General features: G+C 56.5%; 19 protein-coding genes. 10 read left to right on the top strand and 9 right to left on the bottom strand.

The features are described 5' to 3' along the window. Nucleotides 1-55: 55 nt before the first annotated feature. Together ACA373_RS19655 and ACA373_RS19650 are read left to right on the top strand one after the other, a co-directional pair. A complete protein-coding gene (locus ACA373_RS19655; RefSeq protein ID WP_301250735.1) occupies nucleotides 56-1,507 on the top strand; it encodes an NAD-dependent succinate-semialdehyde dehydrogenase in 1,452 nt (483 codons plus the stop codon). Nucleotides 1,508-1,557: 50 nt separating this feature from the next. Then, nucleotides 1,558-1,827, top strand: a complete 270-nt coding sequence (locus tag ACA373_RS19650; RefSeq protein ID WP_253457826.1) for a hypothetical protein — start codon at nucleotides 1,558-1,560, stop codon at nucleotides 1,825-1,827. Nucleotides 1,828-1,898: 71 nt separating this feature from the next. On the opposite strand, the gene yhcN (ACA373_RS19645) is transcribed toward ACA373_RS19650, so the two are convergent. The 4 genes from yhcN (ACA373_RS19645) to argR form a co-directional block, all read right to left on the bottom strand. After that, nucleotides 1,899-2,156, bottom strand: coding sequence for a peroxide/acid stress response protein YhcN (gene yhcN, locus ACA373_RS19645; RefSeq protein WP_253457828.1), 258 nt, complete (start codon nucleotides 2,154-2,156; stop codon nucleotides 1,899-1,901). Nucleotides 2,157-2,248: 92 nt separating this feature from the next. Further along, on the bottom strand, nucleotides 2,249-2,518 hold the full coding sequence (gene yhcN / locus ACA373_RS19640; protein WP_253457830.1) for a peroxide/acid stress response protein YhcN: 270 nt from the start codon (nucleotides 2,516-2,518) through the stop codon (nucleotides 2,249-2,251). An 84-nt stretch (nucleotides 2,519-2,602) separates the two neighbouring features. Further along, a complete protein-coding gene (gene yhcN, locus ACA373_RS19635) occupies nucleotides 2,603-2,866 on the bottom strand; it encodes a peroxide/acid stress response protein YhcN (protein WP_253457832.1) in 264 nt (87 codons plus the stop codon). A 410-nt stretch (nucleotides 2,867-3,276) separates the two neighbouring features. After that, nucleotides 3,277-3,747, bottom strand: coding sequence for a transcriptional regulator ArgR (argR, locus tag ACA373_RS19630; protein WP_125287067.1), 471 nt, complete (start codon nucleotides 3,745-3,747; stop codon nucleotides 3,277-3,279). A 416-nt stretch (nucleotides 3,748-4,163) separates the two neighbouring features. On the opposite strand from argR, the gene mdh reads away from it, so the two are divergent. Further along, a complete protein-coding gene (mdh, locus tag ACA373_RS19625; protein ID WP_253457834.1) occupies nucleotides 4,164-5,099 on the top strand; it encodes a malate dehydrogenase in 936 nt (311 codons plus the stop codon). A 35-nt stretch (nucleotides 5,100-5,134) separates the two neighbouring features. On the opposite strand, the gene degS is transcribed toward mdh, so the two are convergent. The 3 genes from degS to zapG form a co-directional block, all read right to left on the bottom strand. Continuing rightward, a complete protein-coding gene (gene degS, locus ACA373_RS19620; protein WP_253457837.1) occupies nucleotides 5,135-6,193 on the bottom strand; it encodes an outer membrane-stress sensor serine endopeptidase DegS in 1,059 nt (352 codons plus the stop codon). A gap of 77 nt (nucleotides 6,194-6,270) precedes the next feature. Continuing rightward, nucleotides 6,271-7,632, bottom strand: a complete 1,362-nt coding sequence (gene degQ / locus ACA373_RS19615) for a serine endoprotease DegQ (RefSeq protein ID WP_253457839.1) — start codon at nucleotides 7,630-7,632, stop codon at nucleotides 6,271-6,273. 112 nt (nucleotides 7,633-7,744) lie between these two features. Further along, nucleotides 7,745-8,149, bottom strand: a complete 405-nt coding sequence (gene zapG / locus ACA373_RS19610; protein WP_125287071.1) for a Z-ring associated protein ZapG — start codon at nucleotides 8,147-8,149, stop codon at nucleotides 7,745-7,747. Between the two features lie 185 nt (nucleotides 8,150-8,334). On the opposite strand from zapG, the gene zapE reads away from it, so the two are divergent. From zapE to ACA373_RS19575, 7 genes are all read left to right on the top strand, one after another. Then, nucleotides 8,335-9,462: a cell division protein ZapE gene (gene zapE, locus ACA373_RS19605; RefSeq protein ID WP_369896361.1), complete on the top strand. Its 1,128-nt coding sequence runs from the start codon at nucleotides 8,335-8,337 to the stop codon at nucleotides 9,460-9,462. A 245-nt stretch (nucleotides 9,463-9,707) separates the two neighbouring features. Next, a complete protein-coding gene (gene rplM, locus ACA373_RS19600; protein ID WP_125287073.1) occupies nucleotides 9,708-10,136 on the top strand; it encodes a 50S ribosomal protein L13 in 429 nt (142 codons plus the stop codon). A gap of 15 nt (nucleotides 10,137-10,151) precedes the next feature. Next, the gene (gene rpsI, locus ACA373_RS19595; RefSeq protein WP_125287074.1) at nucleotides 10,152-10,544 is read left to right on the top strand and encodes a 30S ribosomal protein S9; all 393 of its coding nucleotides are present in this window, start codon (nucleotides 10,152-10,154) and stop codon (nucleotides 10,542-10,544) included. 297 nt (nucleotides 10,545-10,841) lie between these two features. Further along, a complete protein-coding gene (sspA, locus tag ACA373_RS19590) occupies nucleotides 10,842-11,483 on the top strand; it encodes a stringent starvation protein SspA (protein WP_125287075.1) in 642 nt (213 codons plus the stop codon). A 1-nt stretch (nucleotide 11,484) separates the two neighbouring features. Beyond that, on the top strand, nucleotides 11,485-11,979 hold the full coding sequence (gene sspB, locus ACA373_RS19585) for a ClpXP protease specificity-enhancing factor (protein ID WP_253457846.1): 495 nt from the start codon (nucleotides 11,485-11,487) through the stop codon (nucleotides 11,977-11,979). A gap of 344 nt (nucleotides 11,980-12,323) precedes the next feature. Then, the gene (locus ACA373_RS19580) at nucleotides 12,324-13,241 is read left to right on the top strand and encodes a glycosyltransferase (protein WP_370734979.1); all 918 of its coding nucleotides are present in this window, start codon (nucleotides 12,324-12,326) and stop codon (nucleotides 13,239-13,241) included. Beyond that, nucleotides 13,207-13,851 (top strand): DapH/DapD/GlmU-related protein, encoded by a 645-nt coding sequence (locus tag ACA373_RS19575; RefSeq protein ID WP_369896362.1) that lies wholly within the window; start codon nucleotides 13,207-13,209, stop codon nucleotides 13,849-13,851. Before ACA373_RS19580 ends, ACA373_RS19575 begins: the two co-directional genes overlap by 35 nt. A 25-nt stretch (nucleotides 13,852-13,876) precedes the next feature. On the opposite strand, the gene ACA373_RS19570 is transcribed toward ACA373_RS19575, so the two are convergent. Together ACA373_RS19570 and ACA373_RS19565 are read right to left on the bottom strand one after the other, a co-directional pair. After that, complete coding sequence (locus ACA373_RS19570; RefSeq protein ID WP_253457853.1) at nucleotides 13,877-15,634, bottom strand: sulfite reductase subunit alpha; 1,758 nt, start codon at nucleotides 15,632-15,634, stop codon at nucleotides 13,877-13,879. A gap of 43 nt (nucleotides 15,635-15,677) precedes the next feature. Beyond that, the gene (locus ACA373_RS19565) at nucleotides 15,678-21,203 is read right to left on the bottom strand and encodes a glutamate synthase-related protein (RefSeq protein ID WP_370734978.1); all 5,526 of its coding nucleotides are present in this window, start codon (nucleotides 21,201-21,203) and stop codon (nucleotides 15,678-15,680) included. Nucleotides 21,204-21,235 lie beyond the last annotated feature (32 nt).

Raw genomic sequence — 21,235 nt, 5'->3', positions numbered from 1 at the left:
GTCATGCAGGCCGCCATCTATACTTATCCCAACGGTAATCCAATGGGAGAACAGTATGAGCAACTCGCTTCAGGACAACGACTTATTTCAGACCGGCTTTTTTATCGACGGTCAATGGCAGCAGGGCGGCGCAACCTTTGACGTACTGAACCCGGCCACCGGTGAAGTCATTACTCAGGTCGCGCGCGCCGGAAAAGACGAAACCGAACGGGCGATTGCCGCCGCCGCCAAAGCCTTTCCCGCCTGGCGGGCGAAAACCGCTAAAGAGCGTAGCGAAATCCTTTACCGCTGGTATCAGCTGATTATCGACAACAAAGCCTGGCTGGGCAAACTGATGACGGCGGAGCAGGGCAAGCCCGTGAAAGAAGCCGAGGGTGAAGTCGAGTACGCCGCCAGCTTTATTCAGTGGTTTGCCGAGCAGGCAAAGCGCGCTAACGGTGAAATCATTCCGCCGGCCAAAGCGGGATCGCGCATTCTGGCGACGCGCGAACCCATCGGCGTGGTCGCTGCTATTACGCCCTGGAATTTCCCGATGGCAATGCTGACGCGCAAGCTTGGCCCCGCGCTGGCCGCAGGCTGCACCGGCATTATCAAACCCGCTAATAACACGCCGCTGTCGGCTTTTGCTCTGGTGGCGCTGGCGAAAAAAGCGGGCGTGCCGGACGGCGTGCTGAACGCGGTGGCGGGCGATACCAAAGCCATCAGCGAAGCCATTATGGCCAGTTCGACGGTCAGGAAAATCTCTTTCACCGGTTCAACGGAAGTCGGCAAGCTGCTGATGCGTAACGCCGCTGAGACGATGAAAAAAGTGTCGATGGAGCTGGGCGGCAACGCGCCCTATATCGTCTTTGAGGATGCGGATATCGACGCCGCCGTTAAAGGTGCCATCGCCAACAAGTTCCGCAACGCGGGCCAGGTTTGCGTCAGCGTTAACCGCTTCTTTATTCACAACAGCGTTTACGACCGTTTTGTCAGCCAGCTGGCGGAAGAGGTAGGCAAGCTGAAGGTGGGTAACGGCATGGAAGAAGGGGTGATTGTCGGGCCGCTGATTGAGGCTTCTGCCGTAGATAAGGTGGAAGAGCATGTTAAAGACGCCAAAGCGAAAGGCGGCAAGATAGTCGTCGGCGGCGACCGGCACGCGCTCGGCGGCAATTTCTGGCAGCCGACGGTGATTGCCGAAGCCAATGAAAACATGAAGCTGGCCAAAGAGGAAACGTTTGGCCCGGTCGCCGCCTGTTTCCGCTTTGACAGCGAAGAAGAGGTAATCCGCCGCGCCAACGATACCGAATTTGGTCTGGCAGCCTATTTCTATACCCGTGATGTCCAGCGCATCTTCCGCGTAGCGGCGGCGCTGGAAAGCGGCATGATCGGCATCAATGAGTGCGCGGTATCCACCGAGCTGGCGCCTTTTGGCGGCGTGAAAGAGTCCGGGCTGGGACGGGAAGGATCGGTGCTGGGACTGGAAGAGTTTTTAGAGGTCAAAGCCCTGCATATCGGGGGACTGTAACTCACCGGGCGGCCACGCGTCGCCCGACCGTTTTCCTGTGGAGCGGCAGTATGAGAACAGAAATTTTTGATTTTAATGAAATCGTGGATCAGGCGCATTTCTTCCGACAGTTCAGCGATCGTTTTTCACTGGGCGATCGGCTTATTACCGATTTGGACAGCCTGTGGGAAGTGGTGAGCGACAGATCGCTGCCGTTACCGCTGGAGATCGAATTTGTGCATCTTGGCACAGGCCAGAGACGGCGCTACGGCGCGTTGATCCTGCTGTTTGACGAAGCGGAGGAAGAGCTGGAAGGGCAGCTACGATTTAACGTGCGCTGAAACGAAAAAAGGCCCCGGCGAACGGGCCAAAAGGTTCGTCATATAACCGTCAGGGTAACGGTGACGAGGAATTACTTATACAGCTCGGCGGTGACGTGCCAGGTGTTGTCGTTGCGCGCTTCGATAACGCGATAGGCGCTGGCGCCTTGTTCATCCGCTTTCTGCGACAGCTGCTGACGAATATCCATCGGTGCGCCCGCCACGCCGCCTAATGAAATGGTGCCGGCGGATTGTAGATGCTGCGATTGCTCTGCGTTAACCAGCTGTGCAGCTGAAGCGCCGAAGGAAAGTACGGAGAGCAGGCTTAATACGGCTAAAGTTGTTTTCATGATTTTCTTCCTCATTGTCCTCAACAACCCGCGTCTGAAACCTGTCAGGTCGTCGATATAGCGGCAGGCTTTACGCCTGCCCGTCGCCCATCTTATTTATAAAGTTCTGCGGTCGCGTGATAGTTGCCGTTGTTGTAGGCCTCAATCACCCGATACGATTTCGCGCCCTGTTCGTCGGCTTTCTGTGAAAGCTGCTGACGGATGGTGGTTGGCGCGCCGTCGATGCCGCTAACGCTGATGGTACCCATAGACTGCAGATTTTCGTTGGCAACCTGCTGATCGGTTACCAGGTTGGCAGCGCTGGCGCCGAAAGAGAGAACGGAAGCCAGGCTTAGTGCGGCGATAGTAAATTTCGTGTTCATAACAGATGCTCCAGAAGTAGGGCGATAACCGAAAGGGCTAAAAAACTTTTATTATTCTTGGGGTTATCGTCAGAGTTAGGTTGATTATTTGTACAGCTCAGCCGTAGCGTGATAGTTGCCGTTTAAATAGGCCTCGACCACACGGTAGGCTTTAGCGCCCTGAGCGTCGGCTTTCTGGCTCAGCTGGGCATTGATATCCATAGGGGATGCGCTGACGCCGCTCACGCTAACGGTGCCGATCGATTGCATGTTTTGCGCCTGATCCGCGTTAACAGATTCAGCTGCAAAAGCACCAAAAGAGAGCAGAGAGAGCAGGCTGGCGGCAGCCACGGTAGTTTTTACGTTCATGAAAATTTTCCTCGTCATTATTTTTATCGTGTTGTTAGTGTGATTCACATCACGAAAAGGATTATAGATCTGATAACGTAAAATATTAATAGCAGGCTAATAATGTTTTGTTGCGATATTTAAGCCGTTAACCACTTTTTAATAACGTTCAGTTATAAAAAACGCTTATAAGTTGCTCTGGCTGCGTTAAATATGCGTAAAAACATTGAGATAGATCAATTTAACTATTTGTGCGCTTCTTTGTGGCAGATCACACTGCGAGACGGGAGTCCATAAAGGTTAACGGCGATGTCAGCGCAATAAGCCAGTGTATTATGCTGTTTTTAACGGAGTGGAGAGAGAAAAGACAACGCGCCAACGGTCGCCGGCGCGCGGGGAAAACGATAAAGAACTGCATAAAAACCGGCGGCTTATAGTTCCTGATCGAATAATTTCAGGACGGAATCACGCAGGTGTCTGATGGTAACGTGGCGGGCTGGGGTAATGAAAATCGTGTCGTCACCGGCGATGGTGCCGAGGATGCCTTCGGGCTTGCCCAGCGAGTCCAGCATGCGGGCAATCAGCTGCGCCGCGCCAGGGCTGGTATGGATCACAATCAGCGCGTCATTATAATCGATATCAAGCACCAGATTCTTGAGCGGGCTGCTGGTGGTCGGCACGCCCAGCTCGGCAGGCAGACAGTAAACCATTTCCATTTTGGCGTTGCGCGTGCGCACGGCGCCAAAGCGGGTCAGCATCCGCGAAACCTTGGACTGGTTGATATTATCAAAGCCCTGTTCCTGGAGCGCAGTGACGATCTCGCCCTGCGAGCTAAATTTTTCTTCTTTTAATAAGGCCTTAAACGCCTTAATCAGATCTTCTTGTTTTGCTGGATTACGCATAGTTTTTCGCTAAAGGTCGCAAGAGAATTCCCGGCTGGGATAACTTCTTATTATGCACTTTTTTGCATTTTTATGCAAATTAAGCCTCTTTTTTACACCCTGTTAACGTTCGTTGCCAGATCGCGGCCGTGAAAAATTCGCCTTATTCCGCGACGTCGCGCACAATAAGTGAACAGATTGTTATAAAATTGATGTTGTTTGGCTAAGTATTAACGGTGTAGTGTAACGTTGACCGCGTTGCCTGCAGCCTCGAATGGCCTTACCGGGCATATTGCGGTCAGTCTCTGTCGCTTTATCCTGTATGATGCGCCGTCGTGCATGAGGGTAAATGCTGTCGCTCAGGCCTCGCAGGTCAGATATGCTCATAAGCAAATGATTCCACGGCACTTCCCCCTCAAAATAATAAGGAGTTTAGGATGAAAGTTGCAGTTCTCGGCGCGGCTGGCGGCATTGGCCAGGCCCTTGCTCTTCTGCTTAAAACCCAGCTTCCGGCAGGTTCAGATCTCTCACTGTACGATATCGCTCCCGTGACGCCCGGCGTGGCTGTCGATCTGAGCCACATCCCTACTGCGGTGAAAATCAAAGGCTTTAGCGGTGAAGACGCGACGCCAGCCTTGCAGGGCGCTGACGTAGTCCTGATCTCCGCAGGCGTAGCGCGTAAGCCTGGTATGGACCGCGCAGACCTGTTTAATGTTAACGCCGGTATCGTGCGCAATCTGATTGAGCAGGTCGCTGCTACCTGTCCAAAAGCGCTGATCGGCATCATTACTAACCCTGTTAATACCACCGTGGCTATTGCTGCTGAGGTGCTGAAAAAAGCCGGCGTCTATGACAAGAACAAACTGTTCGGCGTGACCACGCTGGATATTATCCGCTCCAATACCTTTGTCGCCGAGCTGAAGGGCAAAGATCCGGCGGCGCTGAACGTGCCGGTGATTGGCGGCCATTCCGGCGTCACTATCCTGCCGCTGCTGTCGCAGGTGCCGGGCGTAAGCTTTACGGATCAGGAAGTGGCCGATCTGACTAAACGTATCCAGAACGCGGGTACAGAAGTGGTCGAGGCAAAAGCCGGCGGCGGGTCTGCCACGCTGTCAATGGGCCAGGCGGCAGCGAAATTTGGTCTGTCGCTGGTGCGTGCCCTACAGGGTGAAAGCAACGTGGTGGAGTGCGCCTACGTTGAAGGCGACGGCGCGCATGCTCGCTTTTTCGCTCAGCCGCTGCTGCTGGGGAAAAACGGCGTTGCGGAGCGTAAGCCCATCGGCGCTTTGAGTACGTTTGAAGAGCAGGCGCTACAGAACATGCTGGAGACGCTGAAGAAAGATATCGCTCAGGGCGAAGAGTTCGTGAAGTAAGCCACTCAGGGCCAGCTTTCGCTGGCCCTTGCCGTTTAGCTGCCCGGATATTCCAGTACGGTAATTTGCAGCGTCATCTTGCGATCGTTACGCAAAATATCCACGTCAATCGCCGTTCCCGGACGGATTTCCGCCACCTGGTCCATGGTTTCCAGCGCGGAAACCGCAGGCTTATGGTTCACGCTGACGATGACGTCGTTCACCTGCAGGCCTGCTTTCGCCGCCGGCCCGCCCTGCGCCACGTTGGTCACCACAATGCCCTGAACGTGATCGATGCTGCCGTTCTGGCCATGCATTTGCGGAATTTCACGTCCGCTGATGCCGATAAACCCACGGATAACGCGGCCGTCGCGGATAAGCTTGTCCATGATTTTCGCCGCCAGCGCGGTAGGGATGGCAAAACCGATGCCTTCCGGCGTTTCGCCATCGTTGCTTTTATCGAACGACAGCGTGTTAATGCCCATCAGTTCGCCCAGTGAGTTAATCAGCGCGCCGCCGGAGTTGCCTTTATTAATAGAGGCATCGGTTTGCAGGAAGTTCTGATAACGGGAAGGGCTGAGGCCTACGCGGCCGGTCGCGCTGATGATGCCCTGCGTAACCGTCTGGCCAATGTTGTAAGGGTTGCCTATCGCCATCACCAGATCGCCGATATGCGCCACTCGCTTAGGATTAACAGGAATAACCGGCAGGCCGGAAGCGGTGATCTTCAGCACGGCCAGATCGGTCAGGCTGTCCGAGCCTACCAGCATGGCTTCAAAAATTCGGCCATCCTGCAGCGCGACGATAATCTGATCGGCATCGTTAATCACATGCTTGTTGGTCAGGATATAGCCCCGCCCGTCCATAATCACGCCCGAGCCCAGCGTGCGGATTTCCAGGTTATGGGCCGACGCGTTGGCGCTGCGATTATAGACGTTCACCACCGCAGGCGCGGCGCGGCGCACGGCGTCGTTATAGCTGACGGGCTTCTGGCTGGCGCTGTCATCTTTTAGCGTAAAAAAATTATTGCCGATGCGCAGCGCGGGCAGCGCGACCAGCAGCAGGCCCGCTACCACCAGGCCAAGAAGCACTGAACGCATAAGTTTAGGAAACATGGCTTTAACTGATGAATGAATAGACGATGGGCAGGATAACATGAGTCGGGCGGACGCGCAGGTGTCCGCCCGAAGTTTTAGCGTAAAAGCAGGTAGAGGCTTTCGCCGTTGCGGATAACATTCAGCGCCAGCAGCGAAGGTTTTGCCGCCAGCTGCTTGCGCAGGTCGGCAAGATTTTCAACGCGGGTGCGGTTAAGTCCGACGATAATATCGTCTTTTTGCAGGCCGAACTGCGCGGCCGGCGTGCCTTTATCGACGCTGTCCACGCTGACGCCTTTGGTGCCGTCTTTCGCCGCGCCGTCGCTCAAGGTCGCGCCCTGTAGCGCAGGGTTCAGCAGCTCTGTGCTGGCGGTTTGGGTGCTGTTATCCAGCTTCACGGTCAGCGTCTGCGGCTTGCCGTCGCGCAGCAGGCCTACCTTCACCTCTTTGCCCGGCGCGGTGGTGCCAATTTTCACCCGCAGCGCGGCAAAGCTTTCCACCGGCTTGTCATCCAGCGAGGTAATAATATCGCCCGCTTTGATGCCGGCTTTAGCCGCCGCCGAGCCTGGCAGCACTTCATTGACGAAAGCGCCGCGCTGGGCGTCAACGTTAAAGGCTTTCGCCATCTCCGCCGTCATCTCCGTGCCTTTAATACCCAGCTGGCCGCGTTTCACCTCGCCAAACTCGATCAGCTGCTGCGCCAGATTCATCGCCATATTGCCCGGAATAGCGAAGCCGATACCGATATTGCCGCCGGCAGAAGAGAGAATAGCGGTGTTAATGCCGATCAGTTCGCCGTTAAGATTAACCAGCGCGCCGCCGGAGTTGCCGCGATTGATCGCCGCATCGGTCTGAATAAAGTTTTCCAGCCCTTCCAGATTCAGCCCGCTGCGTCCCAGCGCCGACACGATGCCGGATGTGGCCGTCTGGCCAAGGCCGAACGGATTGCCGATCGCCACCGCGAAGTCGCCGACCTTCAGCTGGTCGGAATCGGCCACTTTCACCTGCGTCAGGCCTTTGGCGCCGCTGACCTGGATCAGCGCGATATCGGTCTGTTCGTCGTGGCCAATAAGCTTAGCGTCAAATTCCCGGCCGTCGCTCAGCTGGACGCTGATTTTATCCGCGCCGTTAACCACATGATTATTGGTAAGGATATAGCCCTTTTCGGCGTTAATGACCACGCCGGACGCCAGGCCTTCAAAAGGCTGGCTGCTGTCGCCGCCGTCCTGACCTTCCTGCCCGAAAAAGCGTTTCAGCTGCTCGGGAATTTCCTGCGTTTGCGTCGGCTGCGTGCCCGCCACGTGGACGCTGACCACCGCAGGCAGCACTTTTTCCAGCATCGGCGCCAGGCTGGGCAGCGGCTGCCCCTGAATTTGTGCCGGTAGCGTGGCCTGCGCCGCCGGAGCTGAACCCATGCTGATACTCAGGGCTAATGCGCTCAACAGTAATGATTTCTTCATCGCTAAGACTCGCAAAAAGTGGGGGAGAGCATCCGGGACGAAGCCAGGACACAAGGGTCAGAAGAGTAAAAAGGGGCGATTAACGCCCCCTTTACCACAGGACGCGTCCGTTCTATTTCTCGTGCGCCGTACGCTCGCCGCGCAGCAGGCCGGTAGCGCTGTCAGGGTAATCACGCGGCATCTGCACCGGCACCTGATCGTTATCCGCTTCCGATTCGGTCAGCTGATAAGCAAACGGATTTTTTTCGCCCGGCAGGTTCGGCAGCAGGTCGTTGGAACCTTTCGCCATATGCTGATAAAGCTGGCGGTAGTCGCGCGCCATATTATCCAGCAGCTCAGCGCTCTGCGCGAAGTGGCTGGTCAGCTCTTCGCGATAATCAGCCAGTTCGGCTTTGGTTTTTTCCAGTTCGTACTGCTGGCTGCGCTGCTCGCGCAGTTTCTTGTTACCAAAACGCATCGCCAGCGCACCGATAATTACTCCCGCTACCAGGCCAATAAGCGCGTATTCCCAGGTCATAATAACTCCCGTGTTGTCTTCATCGTTCCGTAAAAACCTCTGGCCTTATGCCAGTCCGTTAACAGCCACTATAACCGCTAATCTCATGGAAGTGGAATCCTGCGGCTGCATCGCTTAGTGTAGAACGGCCTTTTTTTCGACAATCAATCACCTGACGCACCGAATAATTCAGGGAATGGGAATCTATGCAAACGAAGTCTCCTCTTGCGCTTTATCAACGGGCGCTTGAAAACGGCGAGTATCAACCTGATGATATTCAACGTGAAGCCGTTACCCGCCTGGATGGGATTTATCAGGCGCTGAGCCGGCGCGAACCCGCCGCCGCCGCCCCAACCAAAGGGCTGTTTGGCCGGCTGAATAAGCTCATGGGAAAAGGCAAAAACGAGCCGCAGACGCCTGTTCGCGGCCTCTATATGTGGGGCGGCGTCGGCCGGGGCAAAACCTGGCTGATGGACATGTTTTTTCAGGCAATTCCTGGCGAGCGCAAGCAGCGGCTGCACTTCCATCGTTTTATGTTGCGCGTGCATGAAGAGCTGACGGGCCTTCAGGGCCACAGCGATCCTTTACAGATCGTGGCTGACCGCTTTAAAAGCGAAACGGATCTGCTCTGTTTCGATGAGTTCTTCGTTTCCGATATCACTGATGCCATGCTGCTGGGCACGCTGATGGAGGCGCTGTTCGCCAGAGGGATCACGCTGGTCGCCACCTCTAACATTCCGCCGGACGATCTGTATCGCAACGGCCTGCAGCGGGCACGCTTTCTGCCAGCCATAGAGATGATAAAGCAACACTGTGACGTGATGAATGTGGATGCGGGCATCGACTATCGCCTGCGCACGCTGACGTCTGCCCATCTGTGGATGATGCCGCTGAATGAGGCGACCACGAAAGAGATGGACCGCATGTTTGTTGCGCTGGCCGGCAGCGATCGCAGCGATAAGCCCGTGCTGGAGATCAACCATCGTAAGATGCCGACGCTGGGCGTGGCAGAAGGCGTGGTGGCGATGGATTTCCTGACGCTGTGCGGCGAAGGGCGCAGCCAGCACGACTATATTGAGCTGTCGCGCCGTTTTCACAGCGTGCTGCTGTTTAACGTGCCGGTGATGATCTACAAAACCGAAGACCAGGCGCGACGTTTTTTAGCGTTGGTGGATGAGTTTTACGAACGGCATGTTAAGCTGGTCGTCTCGGCGGAGGCTACGCTGTACGAAATCTATCAGGGCGCGCGGCTGAAGTTTGAATATCAGCGCTGCGTTTCACGGCTGCAGGAGATGCAAAGCGAAGAGTATCTCCGACTGCCGCACCTGCCATGAGTCGTTAAATTTCCCGGCGTCGGGACGCATTTAATTGTAAAAAGGGGTCGCGCTTTGCGGGCGACTTCTCTATAATCTTGCGACCCCACGTTACAGCAAAGGTTTTTTTCCCAAAACTCTTTGTGTTCCAGTAACTCTATCCGAAGGGGTGGGCTTGCTGGTCGAGATGGTCGTGTGAGCCTCAACCGTTTATTCAAGCGTTTGGGATTTCACCAACGTGTAACTTAATTTGGGTAAGCTTTTAGATGAAAACTTTTACAGCTAAACCAGAATCCGTCCAACGTGACTGGTATGTTGTTGACGCAACGGGCAAAACTTTAGGTCGTTTAGCGACTGAGCTGGCTCGTCGTCTGCGCGGTAAGCATAAAGCGGAATATACTCCGCACGTAGATACCGGTGATTACATTATCGTTCTGAACGCTGACAAAGTTGCTGTAACCGGCAACAAGCGTACCGATAAGATTTACTATCATCACACTGGCCACATCGGTGGTATCAAGCAAGCGACCTTCGAAGAGATGATTGCTCGCCGTCCTGAGCGTGTGATTGAAATCGCGGTTAAAGGCATGCTGCCAAAGGGCCCGCTGGGTCGTGCTATGTACCGTAAACTGAAAGTTTACGCGGGCAACGAGCACAACCATGCGGCACAGCAACCGCAAGTTCTTGACATTTAATCGGGATTACAGGCAATGGCTGAGAATCAAAACTACGGCACTGGTCGCCGCAAAAGCTCTACCGCTCGCGTATTTATCAAGCCGGGCAGTGGTAACATCGTTATCAACCAGCGTTCTCTGGAACAGTACTTCGGTCGCGAAACTGCCCGCATGGTAGTTCGCCAGCCGCTGGAACTGCTGGACCTGGTCGGTAAATTCGATCTGTACGTCACCGTTAAAGGTGGTGGTATTTCTGGTCAGGCTGGTGCGATCCGTCACGGTATCACCCGCGCGCTGATGGAATATGACGAGTCACTGCGTGGCGAACTGCGTAAAGCAGGCTTCGTTACCCGTGATGCCCGTCAGGTTGAACGTAAGAAAGTCGGTCTGCGTAAAGCACGTCGTCGTCCACAGTTCTCCAAGCGTTAATTTATTCTGCGCTTGCAGAATCGATTATCGAAAAACCCGGTGCCTGCACCGGGTTTTTTCTTGCCTGATTTTCGGCCTGGCTCGTAAAAACGCGACGGGCTCTGTCATTTTCCCGTCAAATCCGTATTCCTGCCCCACAAGCTGGCTAAAATCTGGTAAACTGAGTGACACTTTGTGCCTATTAGCCGGGCGGCTGCACAGACGAAGCGTCGTCCGGGTTAGCCGGGGCAATTTAGCCGTCTGGTCGCCGTGTGGCGGGCTTGCGCAGTAATTTTCTGGATAAACTTGGAGGTTTACATGGCTGTCGCTGCCAACAAACGTTCGGTAATGACGCTGTTTTCTGGTCCGACTGACATTTTTAGCCATCAGGTGCGTATTGTGCTGGCGGAGAAGGGTGTCAGCGTAGAGATCGAGCAGGTAGAAATGGATAGCCTGCCCCAGGATCTGATTGACCTCAATCCGTACCGTACCGTTCCTACGTTAGTCGATCGTGAACTGACGCTGTATGAATCCCGCATCATCATGGAATACCTTGATGAGCGTTTCCCGCATCCGCCGCTGATGCCTGTCTACCCGGTCGCACGTGGCGAAAGCCGCCTGATGATGCATCGCGTCGAGCAGGACTGGTACAGCCTGATGCGTAAAGTGGAAAACGGCACGGCGCAGGAAGCGGAAGCCGCGCGCAAACAGCTGCGCGAAGAGCTGCTGGCGATTGCGCCGCTGTTCTCTCGTACGCCTTTCTTTATGAGCGAAGAATTCAGCCTGGTAGACTGCTACCTGGCGCCGCTGCTGTGGCGTCTGCCGCAGATGGGCATCGAGCTGATCGGCGCCGGCTCGAAAGAGCTGAAGGGCTATATGACGCGCGTGTTCGAACGTGATTCCTTCCTGGCTTCTCTGACGGAAGCAGAACGGGAAATGCGCCTGCATACGCGGGGCTGATATGGAAATGTCGCAACTTACCGCACGTCGTCCCTATCTGCTGCGAGCCTTTTACGAGTGGCTGCTGGACAACCAGCTGACGCCTCATCTGGTGGTGGATATCAACCTCCCCGGCGTGCTGGTGCCGCTGGAGTATGCACGCGACGGTCAAATCGTGCTGAATATTGCGCCTCGTGCCGTAGGCAATCTGGAGCTGGGTAACGACGAGGTGACGTTTAACGCGCGCTTTGGCGGCGTCCCGCGTCAGGTTTCGGTGCCGCTGGCGGCCGTAATGGCTATCTACGCGCGTGAAAACGGCGCGGGCACGATGTTCGAGCCTGAACCGGCCTACGAAGAGGCGGGCGAATATAACCCGGCTACGGCGCAGGATGAGTCACCGGAAACGGTGATGTCGGTTATTGACGGCGATCGCCCTGACGACAGTGGTCAGGATGATGACGGCAATGACGAGCCGCCGCCGCGTGGCGGACGCCCGGCGCTGCGCGTGGTGAAGTAGACGTAACAGCGAAACCGGCCCCCGAACAGGGCCGGTTTTTTTATGTCTGGTAATCAACAATAAATTAAATTTCGCTCCAGAATTTTCTGAAAATATTCGCTTTTTTTATCTTGTTGAGAAACGATTATTCAGAAAATAAATTACAGTAGTTTCCTTAATTACTCTTTTCTGTGTTCCTTATGCGTTATTACTTTTATTATTCAATTGATCATTATCAAAAAACAGCAATAAATATTATTTCCTTTAATTAACATTATTGAAATAGACGGAAAGGTTAATTATTGTTTATGTTTTCTGACTGACTCACTGTCAGGTGATTTGTGGCGCGCTAAGGAATACAGCGAATGGAAATAGCCGTAAGCGTAGTTATACCCACCTATAACCGAGAAGCATTGCTGAATAAAACGCTACAGGCGCTGATGCGGCAAACGCTGGATAAACGTTTTTTTGAAGTTATCGTCGTGGATGACGGCGGTAGCGATAATACCGGTCAGCTTTGTCAGGACTATCAGGACTGCCTGAATATTCGCTATTACTGGCAGTACGACAACGGTTTTCGCGCGGGAAAGGCGCGGAACATCGGTATTACGGCGGCGGAAGGCGACTATATCGTGCTGATTGATTCCGGCGTGCTGCTGCGGCAGGACGCGCTGGAAAAGCACCTCGGCATTCATCGGAAAAGCCGCACGCCGGGCGTCTGCATCGGCTACGTCTACGGTTTTGAAATGCCGGACGCCATGCTGGCCGATCTGGATGCTTTTATTCGTGCAGAGGATGTCGGCGCTTCCGTAAACTTTTTTAAAGAGATGAAGGCAGAAGATATTCGACAACAGCAGTATAACGAGCTGGGCTATAATATTTCTTCCTGGCCCGCGCCCTTTGATATTTTCTGGACGTGCCACGTCTCGGCGGAGCGCCAGGCGCTGATAAAAGCCGGGCTGTTTGATGAGGATTTTAACGGTTGGGGCGGTGAAGATGTGGATTTAGGCGTGCGGCTGTTTTTACAAAATAACCGATTTATCGTTGACCGGGAAATATGTTCGGTACACTGCCCGCATCAAAAACAGATTGCGGACCATAAAAACGAATCGGAAATTGCCGGCAAGAAAATTCATCAGAAATATCAGCTCTGGCAGACCGCTTTTTATGGCTGCGATCTGGGCGAAAGCAAGTTTTCGCTAAATAAAGTTATCCGCCACTATGCCGATCAAAACCGGGAAGAAAACGATGCCTTTATACGAAAATATCTCTATCACGCCTGAATCGACCGCTTTTAAACACTGTTCTTCGGTAGCTAAAGGGGTGAGTTTCTCTGGCGAGCCTGATATTACGCTCACCTGGGTAAAAGATAAAACGTACCACAAAGACTATATCGATCTGGCGGATTTTTCCCGCTGCATTTCGCTGGGCGAGGGCGCTTATCTGGAGTCGCTGGACCGGGTAGCCTTTCACTGCGGGCGGGTTAAGCTGACGCTGGTGAAGCGTAACGGCTTTGAGGCGGGGAAAATTATTATCGGTGCCGGCTGCGTGCTGCAGGGAACCGCCATTATCGCCTGGCAGAACGTGACGGTTGAGGATCATGTAACCTTTGGGCCAGGCGTCACGCTGATGGACAGCAGCGGTCATCCGCTGCTTGCTCGCGGGACGGACGACGAGGCCGCGAGAACGCCCGTCAGGCCGGTACTGATCAAGGAACACAGCTGGATCGGCATGAATGCCATTATTCTGCCTGGCGTCACGGTGGGGCGACATGCGGTGATTGGCGCGGGCAGCGTGGTAAGAACCAGCGTCCCGGACTACGCGGTTGCAGCAGGTAATCCCGCTGTCGTGGTGAGATATCTTACGGAAGAGCAGAGAGAAACGGCTGGCTGAGCGGCTGCCCAGCCAGCCGTGGGGATCAATAGACGTCGCGCAGGTAGCGTTTCTCTTTCTTCAGCTGATCGATATAGTCCGCCGCGCGCTCTGCCGACAGGCCGCCGAACTGGGCAATAACCTCGTACAGCGCTTTATCCACATCTTTGGCCATTCGTGACGCATCGCCGCAGACGTAAAAACAGGCGCCTTCCTGTAGCCACGCATACAGCTCCGCGCCCTGTTCCATCATACGGTTCTGCACGTAGATTTTTTTCGCCTGATCGCGCGAGAAGGCCAGATCCAGACGGTTCAACACGCCTTTTTCCTGCCAGTTCAGCAGCTCGTCGCGATAGATAAAGTCATGCTCAAGGCGCTGGTCGCCAAAGAACAGCCAGTTTTTACCTTTAGCGCCGGTTGCCTCACGCTCCTGCAAAAAGGCGCGGAAGGGCGCGATGCCGGTGCCGGGGCCAACCATAATCAGCGGCGTATTGCCGTCTGCGGGAACGCGAAAAGCTTTGTTAGGCGAAATAAAGATCGACGGTTTTTCGCCCCGACCCACGCGTTCCGCCAGATAGGTGGAACAGACGCCGCTGCGCGCGCGACCCGCGCTGTGATAGCGCACCGAAGCGATAGTGAGATGCACCTGGTTTGGATGCGCCTTCGAGCTGGACGAGATGGAATAGGCGCGATGCTGCAACGGACGCAGCAGCGCCACAAACTCAGGAATGCCGATAGAACGCGCCAGCTCCAGCTGCAGCAGATCCAGCGAATCTTTGCCCCACAGCCAGACGCCCATGGCATCTTTATCGTCATGCTGCAGCACGTGACGCAGCTCCTGGTTGGTGGTGTTCTGGCCTACCCACTCAATCAGCTTGCGTGAAGGTTCGGAAATTTCAAACTGATAGGTCAGCAGATCGCCCAGGCTGCGGTCATAGCCGGATACCGGCGTATCGTAGTCTGCCTTCAGCTGTGCCAGCAGCAGGCTAACCAGCGTCGGGTCGTTAACCGGGATAACGCCCAGCGCATCGCCCGCTTCATATTTCAGGCCGCTATCGGTGAGATCGAACTCATAGTGGCGGATATCTTTATCAGAATCTGGCCCTGACAGACGTCGGTTGGTAACCAGCGCGGCCGCATAAGGATTCTGCTTGTTGCTGCCCGGAATAACCGGCGCTTCGGGACGGTTTTCCAGCGCTTTGCCGCTGCTGCCCGCGCTGGCGGCAAACTGCGGCATAGAGGCGGTCAGCCACTGGTGCGAAGGCTCTTCATAGTCAATATCGCAGTCAATGCGATCGTAAAGACGCTTCGCGCCCAGCTGCTCCAGGCGCATATCGATAAATTTACCCGCCTGGCAGAAGCCGTCATAACCGGTATCGCCAATAGCCAGCACGGCGAAGTTCATCTGCTCAAGACGCGGCGCGGTGCTGGCGGAGATAGCCTGCCAGAACAGCTGGGCGTTATCCGGCATTTCGCCTTCGCCATAGGTTGAGGTGATCACCAGCACGTGCCGCATCGAGGCGAAAATCTCAATGTCCACTTCGCCCAGCGCCTGTACCACCGGCACCAGCCCGCTGTCGCGGGCGGCTTTCGCCGCGCTCTGCGCCAGCGCTTCCGCATTGCCGGTTTGCGAGCCGAACAGAATATGCAGCTGCGTGGTGGCCGCCGCGCCGGTGCCGCTGTCGGCCTGCGGGCGCTCTTCCAGCACCAGCAGACGTGAATGTAATCCGGCAAGGAAACCCGCCAGCCAGTATTTCTGCTCGCCGTTAAACGGCGCGTCTTCAGGAATGTAAGGAATTTTCATCTGTTTTCTTTACTCGATCCGTCATATAAACAGGAGCCGGTCGTCAGGAGAGTTTCCCGACGGCAGCAGCAATCTCCGGCAGCGCGGCGCGGGCGAACAGCTCCTCAAAGTCCGGCAGTCCTCCCAACACTTCGCGGTTGCGCGCATCCTGATAGATAATCCAGCCATAGGTCGCCAGGCTATCCATCGAGCGGATATTGCGCTGCGTCAGCGCCGCTTTGTAATCCGCCATGCGTTTGGCGGCAATCAGACAGGCCAGCTCGTCATCGCTGTAGTTTTCAATTGCCGAGCGCGCATGACGCTGTAGCTTGCTGACCAGCGCGAAATCTTCCGTCATCAGCAGGTTGCGTACCGCTTTTTCCACGGCGACGTTATTCACCGAGGTGCCTTTCGGCAGGCGTGAAAGCGCGAGCTGTTGCGCAAAGCTGAGCACGGTGTAGTTGTTCAGCAGGACAAACATCTCCGGCGTATCGGTCGCGCCGTAAGCGGGCACCGCGCCGTTGGCGATAGCGGATTTGTTCCGCCAGGCGGCTTTAAACTTCGCCACCTGGTGGGCGGCCATCGCGGTAGACAGCTCTTCCAGCAGATCCTTACGCGCTTTCGCCTTGAGGATTTCCTTGCTGTCCTGATAAAGCAGCAGCGAACGCGGCATCACGTAGACAAAGTGCTGGCACTCGGTTTCCCAGTGCGTCAGCAGCCAGGCCGCACGCGGCGAACCGGTCGCCGCAAGATGCCAGCGCAGCATGGTCAGCACCGCATCTTTGTGGGTTCTGGCCATCTCGTCGTTATCCGTGATGGAGCCGAACAGCACGGAGTCGCCTGCCGCATGGCTCGCCAGCTTGCGGTACGGGTCGTACTGATAAGCGAAGCCGCCGCTCATGCCGTTGCCGAAGCCGGTGCCGAAGGTGCCCAGGTTCAGCACCGCGCCGTTGGTCATATATTCGCAGCAGAAATCGCCCACGCCTTCGACTACCGCCGTGGCGCCGGAGTTACGCACGGCGAAGCGGTCGCCCGCCTGTCCCTGAACGAACAGTCGGCCGCCGGTGGCGCCGAACAGCGCGAAGTTACCGATTAATACGTTGCCTTCCGCATCCTGCGAGCCGCCGCCTGGCGACATCACCACGATTTCGCCGCCGCACTGGCCTTTGCCCACGCCGTCGTTACAGGTGCCGCGATGGCGCAGCTGCATGCCGTCGTTGCAGAAGACGCCGTAGGACTGCCCGGCCGAGCCGGACGTGGCGATCTTCACCGTTTCCGGCGCCAGATAGTGGCGGCCCCGATCGTCGGCCAGCGCGGCAGGCATCGCCGCCAGTTCCGCTTTGCTCAGCTTATGGTTCAGCAGGCGTTCGATATCGATAGCCAGCTGGCCGCCGACGCTTTTGTTGCGGTTGTTCAGCGTGATGCCGTTGCCCAGTTCGATAACGCTTGCCGTTGCCAGCTCGCGCTCTACCTGTGCGATCCAGCCATCGTCCAGCTCGTAATCTTTTTCCAGATAGACCGGCTGCATGATTTTGATTTCCGGCACCACGGTAAGCATGGCGCGCAGATCCAGCTTGCCGACTTCAAGCGGGTGATCCATCAGGTGCAGCAGATCGGAACGGCCGCGCGCTTCGCGCAGCGAACGCAGGCCAAGACGCGCCAGGATCTCACGCACTTCATGCGCCACGTTCATAAAATACTGCGCCAGCTGGCGAGGATCGCCGTCAAAGGCTTCGGCGTTGGTGGTCAGACCGGCCGGGCATTTCACGTTGCAGTTTTTCGCCATTACGCACTTCAGCATCATCAGCGCCGTGGTGCCGAATTCGAAGCTGTCGCTGCCCAACAGCGCGGATTTCACCACGTCGCTGCCGGTTTGCTGCGCGCCGGAGCTGCGGAGCAGCACTTTGTCACGCAGGCCGTTGGCGCACAGCGCCTGATGCACTTCCGCGATGCCGATTTCCGCCACGCGGCCGGTATATTTCAGGCTGGTGACCGAAGCCGCGCCGGTGCCGCCGGTGTTGCCCGCCACGTTAATCACGTCCGCGCCCGCTTTCGCCACGCCGACGGCGATGGTGCCGATGCCTTCAGACGACACCAGCTTGACGATAACGCGCACGCGCGCCGCTTTACAGTCGTGGATCAGCTGCGCCAAATCCTCGATGGAATAGGTGTCATGGTGTGGCGGCGGCGAAACCAGCTCCACGCCAGGCGTACCGCCGCGCGCTGCCGCGATCTCCACGGTGACTTTGGCCGCAGGCAGCTGACCGCCTTCGCCGGGCTTGGCGCCCTGGCCGATTTTGATTTCCAGCTCTTCCAGCATCGGATCCGCCAGGTAGGCTGCCCAAACGCCGAAACGACCGGAGGCCAGCTGCTTGATGCGCGAAGCGCGGATAGTGCCGTGACGCGAATAGTGCTCGCCGCCTTCGCCGCAGTTGCTCATGCCGCCGACCATATTGGTGCCGTGCGCCACCGCCTCATGGGCCGGGGCCACCAGCGCGCCGTGGCTCATTGCGCCGGAAGCAAAGGTGCGGGTGATTTCGCTGGCCGGCTGCACTTCGCTTAACGGCAGCGAAGGCGACGTGGTAAACATACGCGACAGATAGTCCGCCGCTTTGCCGCTGGCAATAATATGCAGACCGTTCGCCGTGACTTCACCGCTGGCGATCTCGTCGGCGAAACGGCCTTTCAGCGCGCCCAGCAGGGCGGAAAGACGTTCCACCTCGGTTTTCAGCCCCTTGATGGTGTCGGAAAGCCGCAGCGTAAAGCGGCCTTCGCTGCCGTCAGTGGCTTCGCACAGCAGGCCGCGCACGGCAAACCCGTTGTTGATCAGCGAGTAACGGCCCAGCTTGCGCGAAAACTCCGCTTCGCTGTCCACGTGGGTCAGATCCGCCGGGAAGGTCAGGATATCGCGCAGCGCCGCCGGACGACGTTTACGCTCTTCCTGCATCTGGCTGGAGAACTCACGGTAGTCCTGCGTGATGGTAAAGCTGTCGATGGTCGCATTCGGGATACGCTTAAAGCTGCTGTCGGCGAAGGAGTCCGGCTTGATATTAAAAGCGTTATCCAGACGGGCCAGCGTCAGCAGACGAATAAACTCATCTTCTTCACGCGGCTTGTCGACAAAGCGCAGCGGCTGCTCCGTCATATCGATAAACGTCCGCACCGCGATAGTGCCGTAAGAGTGACCCGCGCCTTCGGCACGCTCTTTAAACAGGCCCAGCAGCGGCACCTCTGATTCGCCCTGAATTCTCAGCGCGCTCTGGTGCCAGTCCACGGCCATTTGCGCGATAGTGGCGAAGCCCGCGCCGCCGACCGGCGTTTTGATATTCGGGAAATATTTCTTCAGCACCCGATCTTCCGTATCCAGGAAGTTAGGCTCGAAGAATTCGCCGCAGCTGTAGCTTTCAACCGTACAGAGGCCAACCTTGCCCATGGTTTTCATCAGCGCTTTTTCAGCCGCTTTGGCATAGCGCTTAAAGGCTTTGTTGCCTTCTTCGCCTTCGCCATATTTCTCCTCGGCGCGCATTTGCACGCCAAGTGGATAGATAGCGGACGCGCCAAAGCCCAGCGCGGCGGCGATATGGTGCGAAGAGATGCTCTGTCCGCTCTCGACCACCAGCGACACGTCCAGACGCAGGCCTTCCTGCACCAGACGCTGGTTAATGGCGGAAACCACCAGCAGCATCGGTATGGCGGCGCGCTCGCTCGAGATATGACGGTCGGTCAGCACCGCGATCCCGCCCTGTTCGCGGGCAAAATCCACCACCTGCTGCGCCAGATCGTCAATGGCCTGCTCCAGCGCGGCGGCGTTATCGGCACGGCTTTGCGCATCGCTGCCCACGACCGGACGATAAAGCATATCGAAACGGGCGTATGGCGCCACGTCCTGCTCGCGCAGCTGCAACATATCCAGATGCGTCAGGATCGGCGTCGGCACGATAATCTGCCGGCCTTTGCTGCGGCCCAGATGCGGCTTGGCGCCCAGCGCGACGCGCAGCGTCATGCCGTCCACTTCGCGGATGGAGTCCAGCGGCGGGTTGGTTACCTGCGCAAAACGCTGCGAGAAGTAGTGCGCCATGCCGCCTTCATGATCGGAAAGCCCGTTGATGGCGTTGCCGTAGCCCATGGCGGAAATTTTCTCCGCGCCGGTCGCCAGCATCGGATCCATCATGAACTTGAAGCTTTCCTGGTTGTAGTAATAGGCCACAAAGCGCTGATAGGTTTTCAGGTTGCCGCTGTAGCGCAAAGGCGAACCCTGAATTTCCGCCGGCACCACAGGCAGATCGCTCAGCGTTACGCGCGCCTGCGCCAGCAGCGTCGGATAATCTTTTTCCGCCGCCAGTTTTTCCAGCGCCTCCAGGGTGGTGTAGCTGCGCTTTTCGCTGTGATCGTAATAGAGCATCCCGCCCGCTTCGATACGGCCGCGACGCAGCACGCTCTCCGGCGGGAAGGCGATCTGGCCGGCTTCGGACATCGCGCCGATATACTCGGCGGTTTCCACCGAGCGCAGCGGTCGCAGGCCAAGACGATCCAGACGCGCGCCGATGACGTCGCCGTTGCCGAAAATCAGCGCGGCCGGGCCATCGTTTTTCTCTTCGTACAGCGAGAAATACTCCAGCATAGCGCGCACTTCCGGCGACAGCGTATCGTCGTTTTCCCACGCGGGCGGCATCATTGAAACCACGGCGTTGATTAAATCGAGGTTATCTTCCATCAGACGGCTGTGGATGCTTTGATCCAGACGCGAGCTGTCGGACTGCCCCTTCGGCCGGACGATCTTCTTGCCGCGAGCCAGCGCCAGCGCGGCTTCGGCGATGCGGTTTTTACGATCTGTGTTCAGCTCGCCGTTGTGCGCCATCAGGCGGAACGGCTGAGCCATTGTGGTATGCGGATCGGTATTGGTCGAGAAACGGGTATGGAAAAACAGGCCGCGCACCTGGTGATCCGGATCGGTCAGATCTTTGAAATAGGGGATCACTTCATTGGAGTTCAGGCGCGCTTTGAACACCTGGGTACGTGACGAAAGAGAAAGCGGGTAAAGCCCGCCGAATTCGCTTTCGGTAAAGGCGCGCGCTTCGATAGCCAGCAGGGCGCGATAAATACGTTTTTCAAAGGCGGTCTGGTCTGCCACATCGGCAGGCGCGTTAAAAATCCACTGAACGATAGGCAGCTGGAACTGAAGGGCGGCCGGACGCAATACGCTGGTATCCAGCGGCAGCTCGCGCTTAAGGATCACCTCCAGCCCGTGTGCGGCCAGCGTCTCTTCTACCAGCCCTTCGGCGTTGGCGCGCAGCGCATCGTCTTTCGGCACGAAAAAGTTACCGACGCCAAAGCGACCGGAATTGAGCGGCATGCCGGTAATTTTGCGGAAAAAGTGCAGTGAAATATCAACGTTAACACCTGCGCCGTCGCCTACGCCCTCGGCAGACATGCCGCCGCGATGCGGCACGGTGCAGAGCGCGCTGTGCGCCATCTGAAGAATTTCATGGGTCTGCTCGCCGTCCTTACGGGTAATGAAACCGACGCCGCAGCTGTCGTTTTCTTTCGATGGGTCATACAGACCATAGGGAAACGCTTTTGGATTGGACATGGCAGACCTCCTGACTTCTTTGACATTACCTA

The organism is Erwinia sp. STN24, from assembly GCF_041320675.1.
In the GTDB taxonomy this organism is placed as follows: Bacteria; Pseudomonadota; Gammaproteobacteria; order Enterobacterales; family Enterobacteriaceae; genus Erwinia; species Erwinia aeris.
The sequence above is the reverse complement of the archived record's forward strand: the minus strand, read 5'-3'. Positions and strand labels throughout refer to the sequence as shown.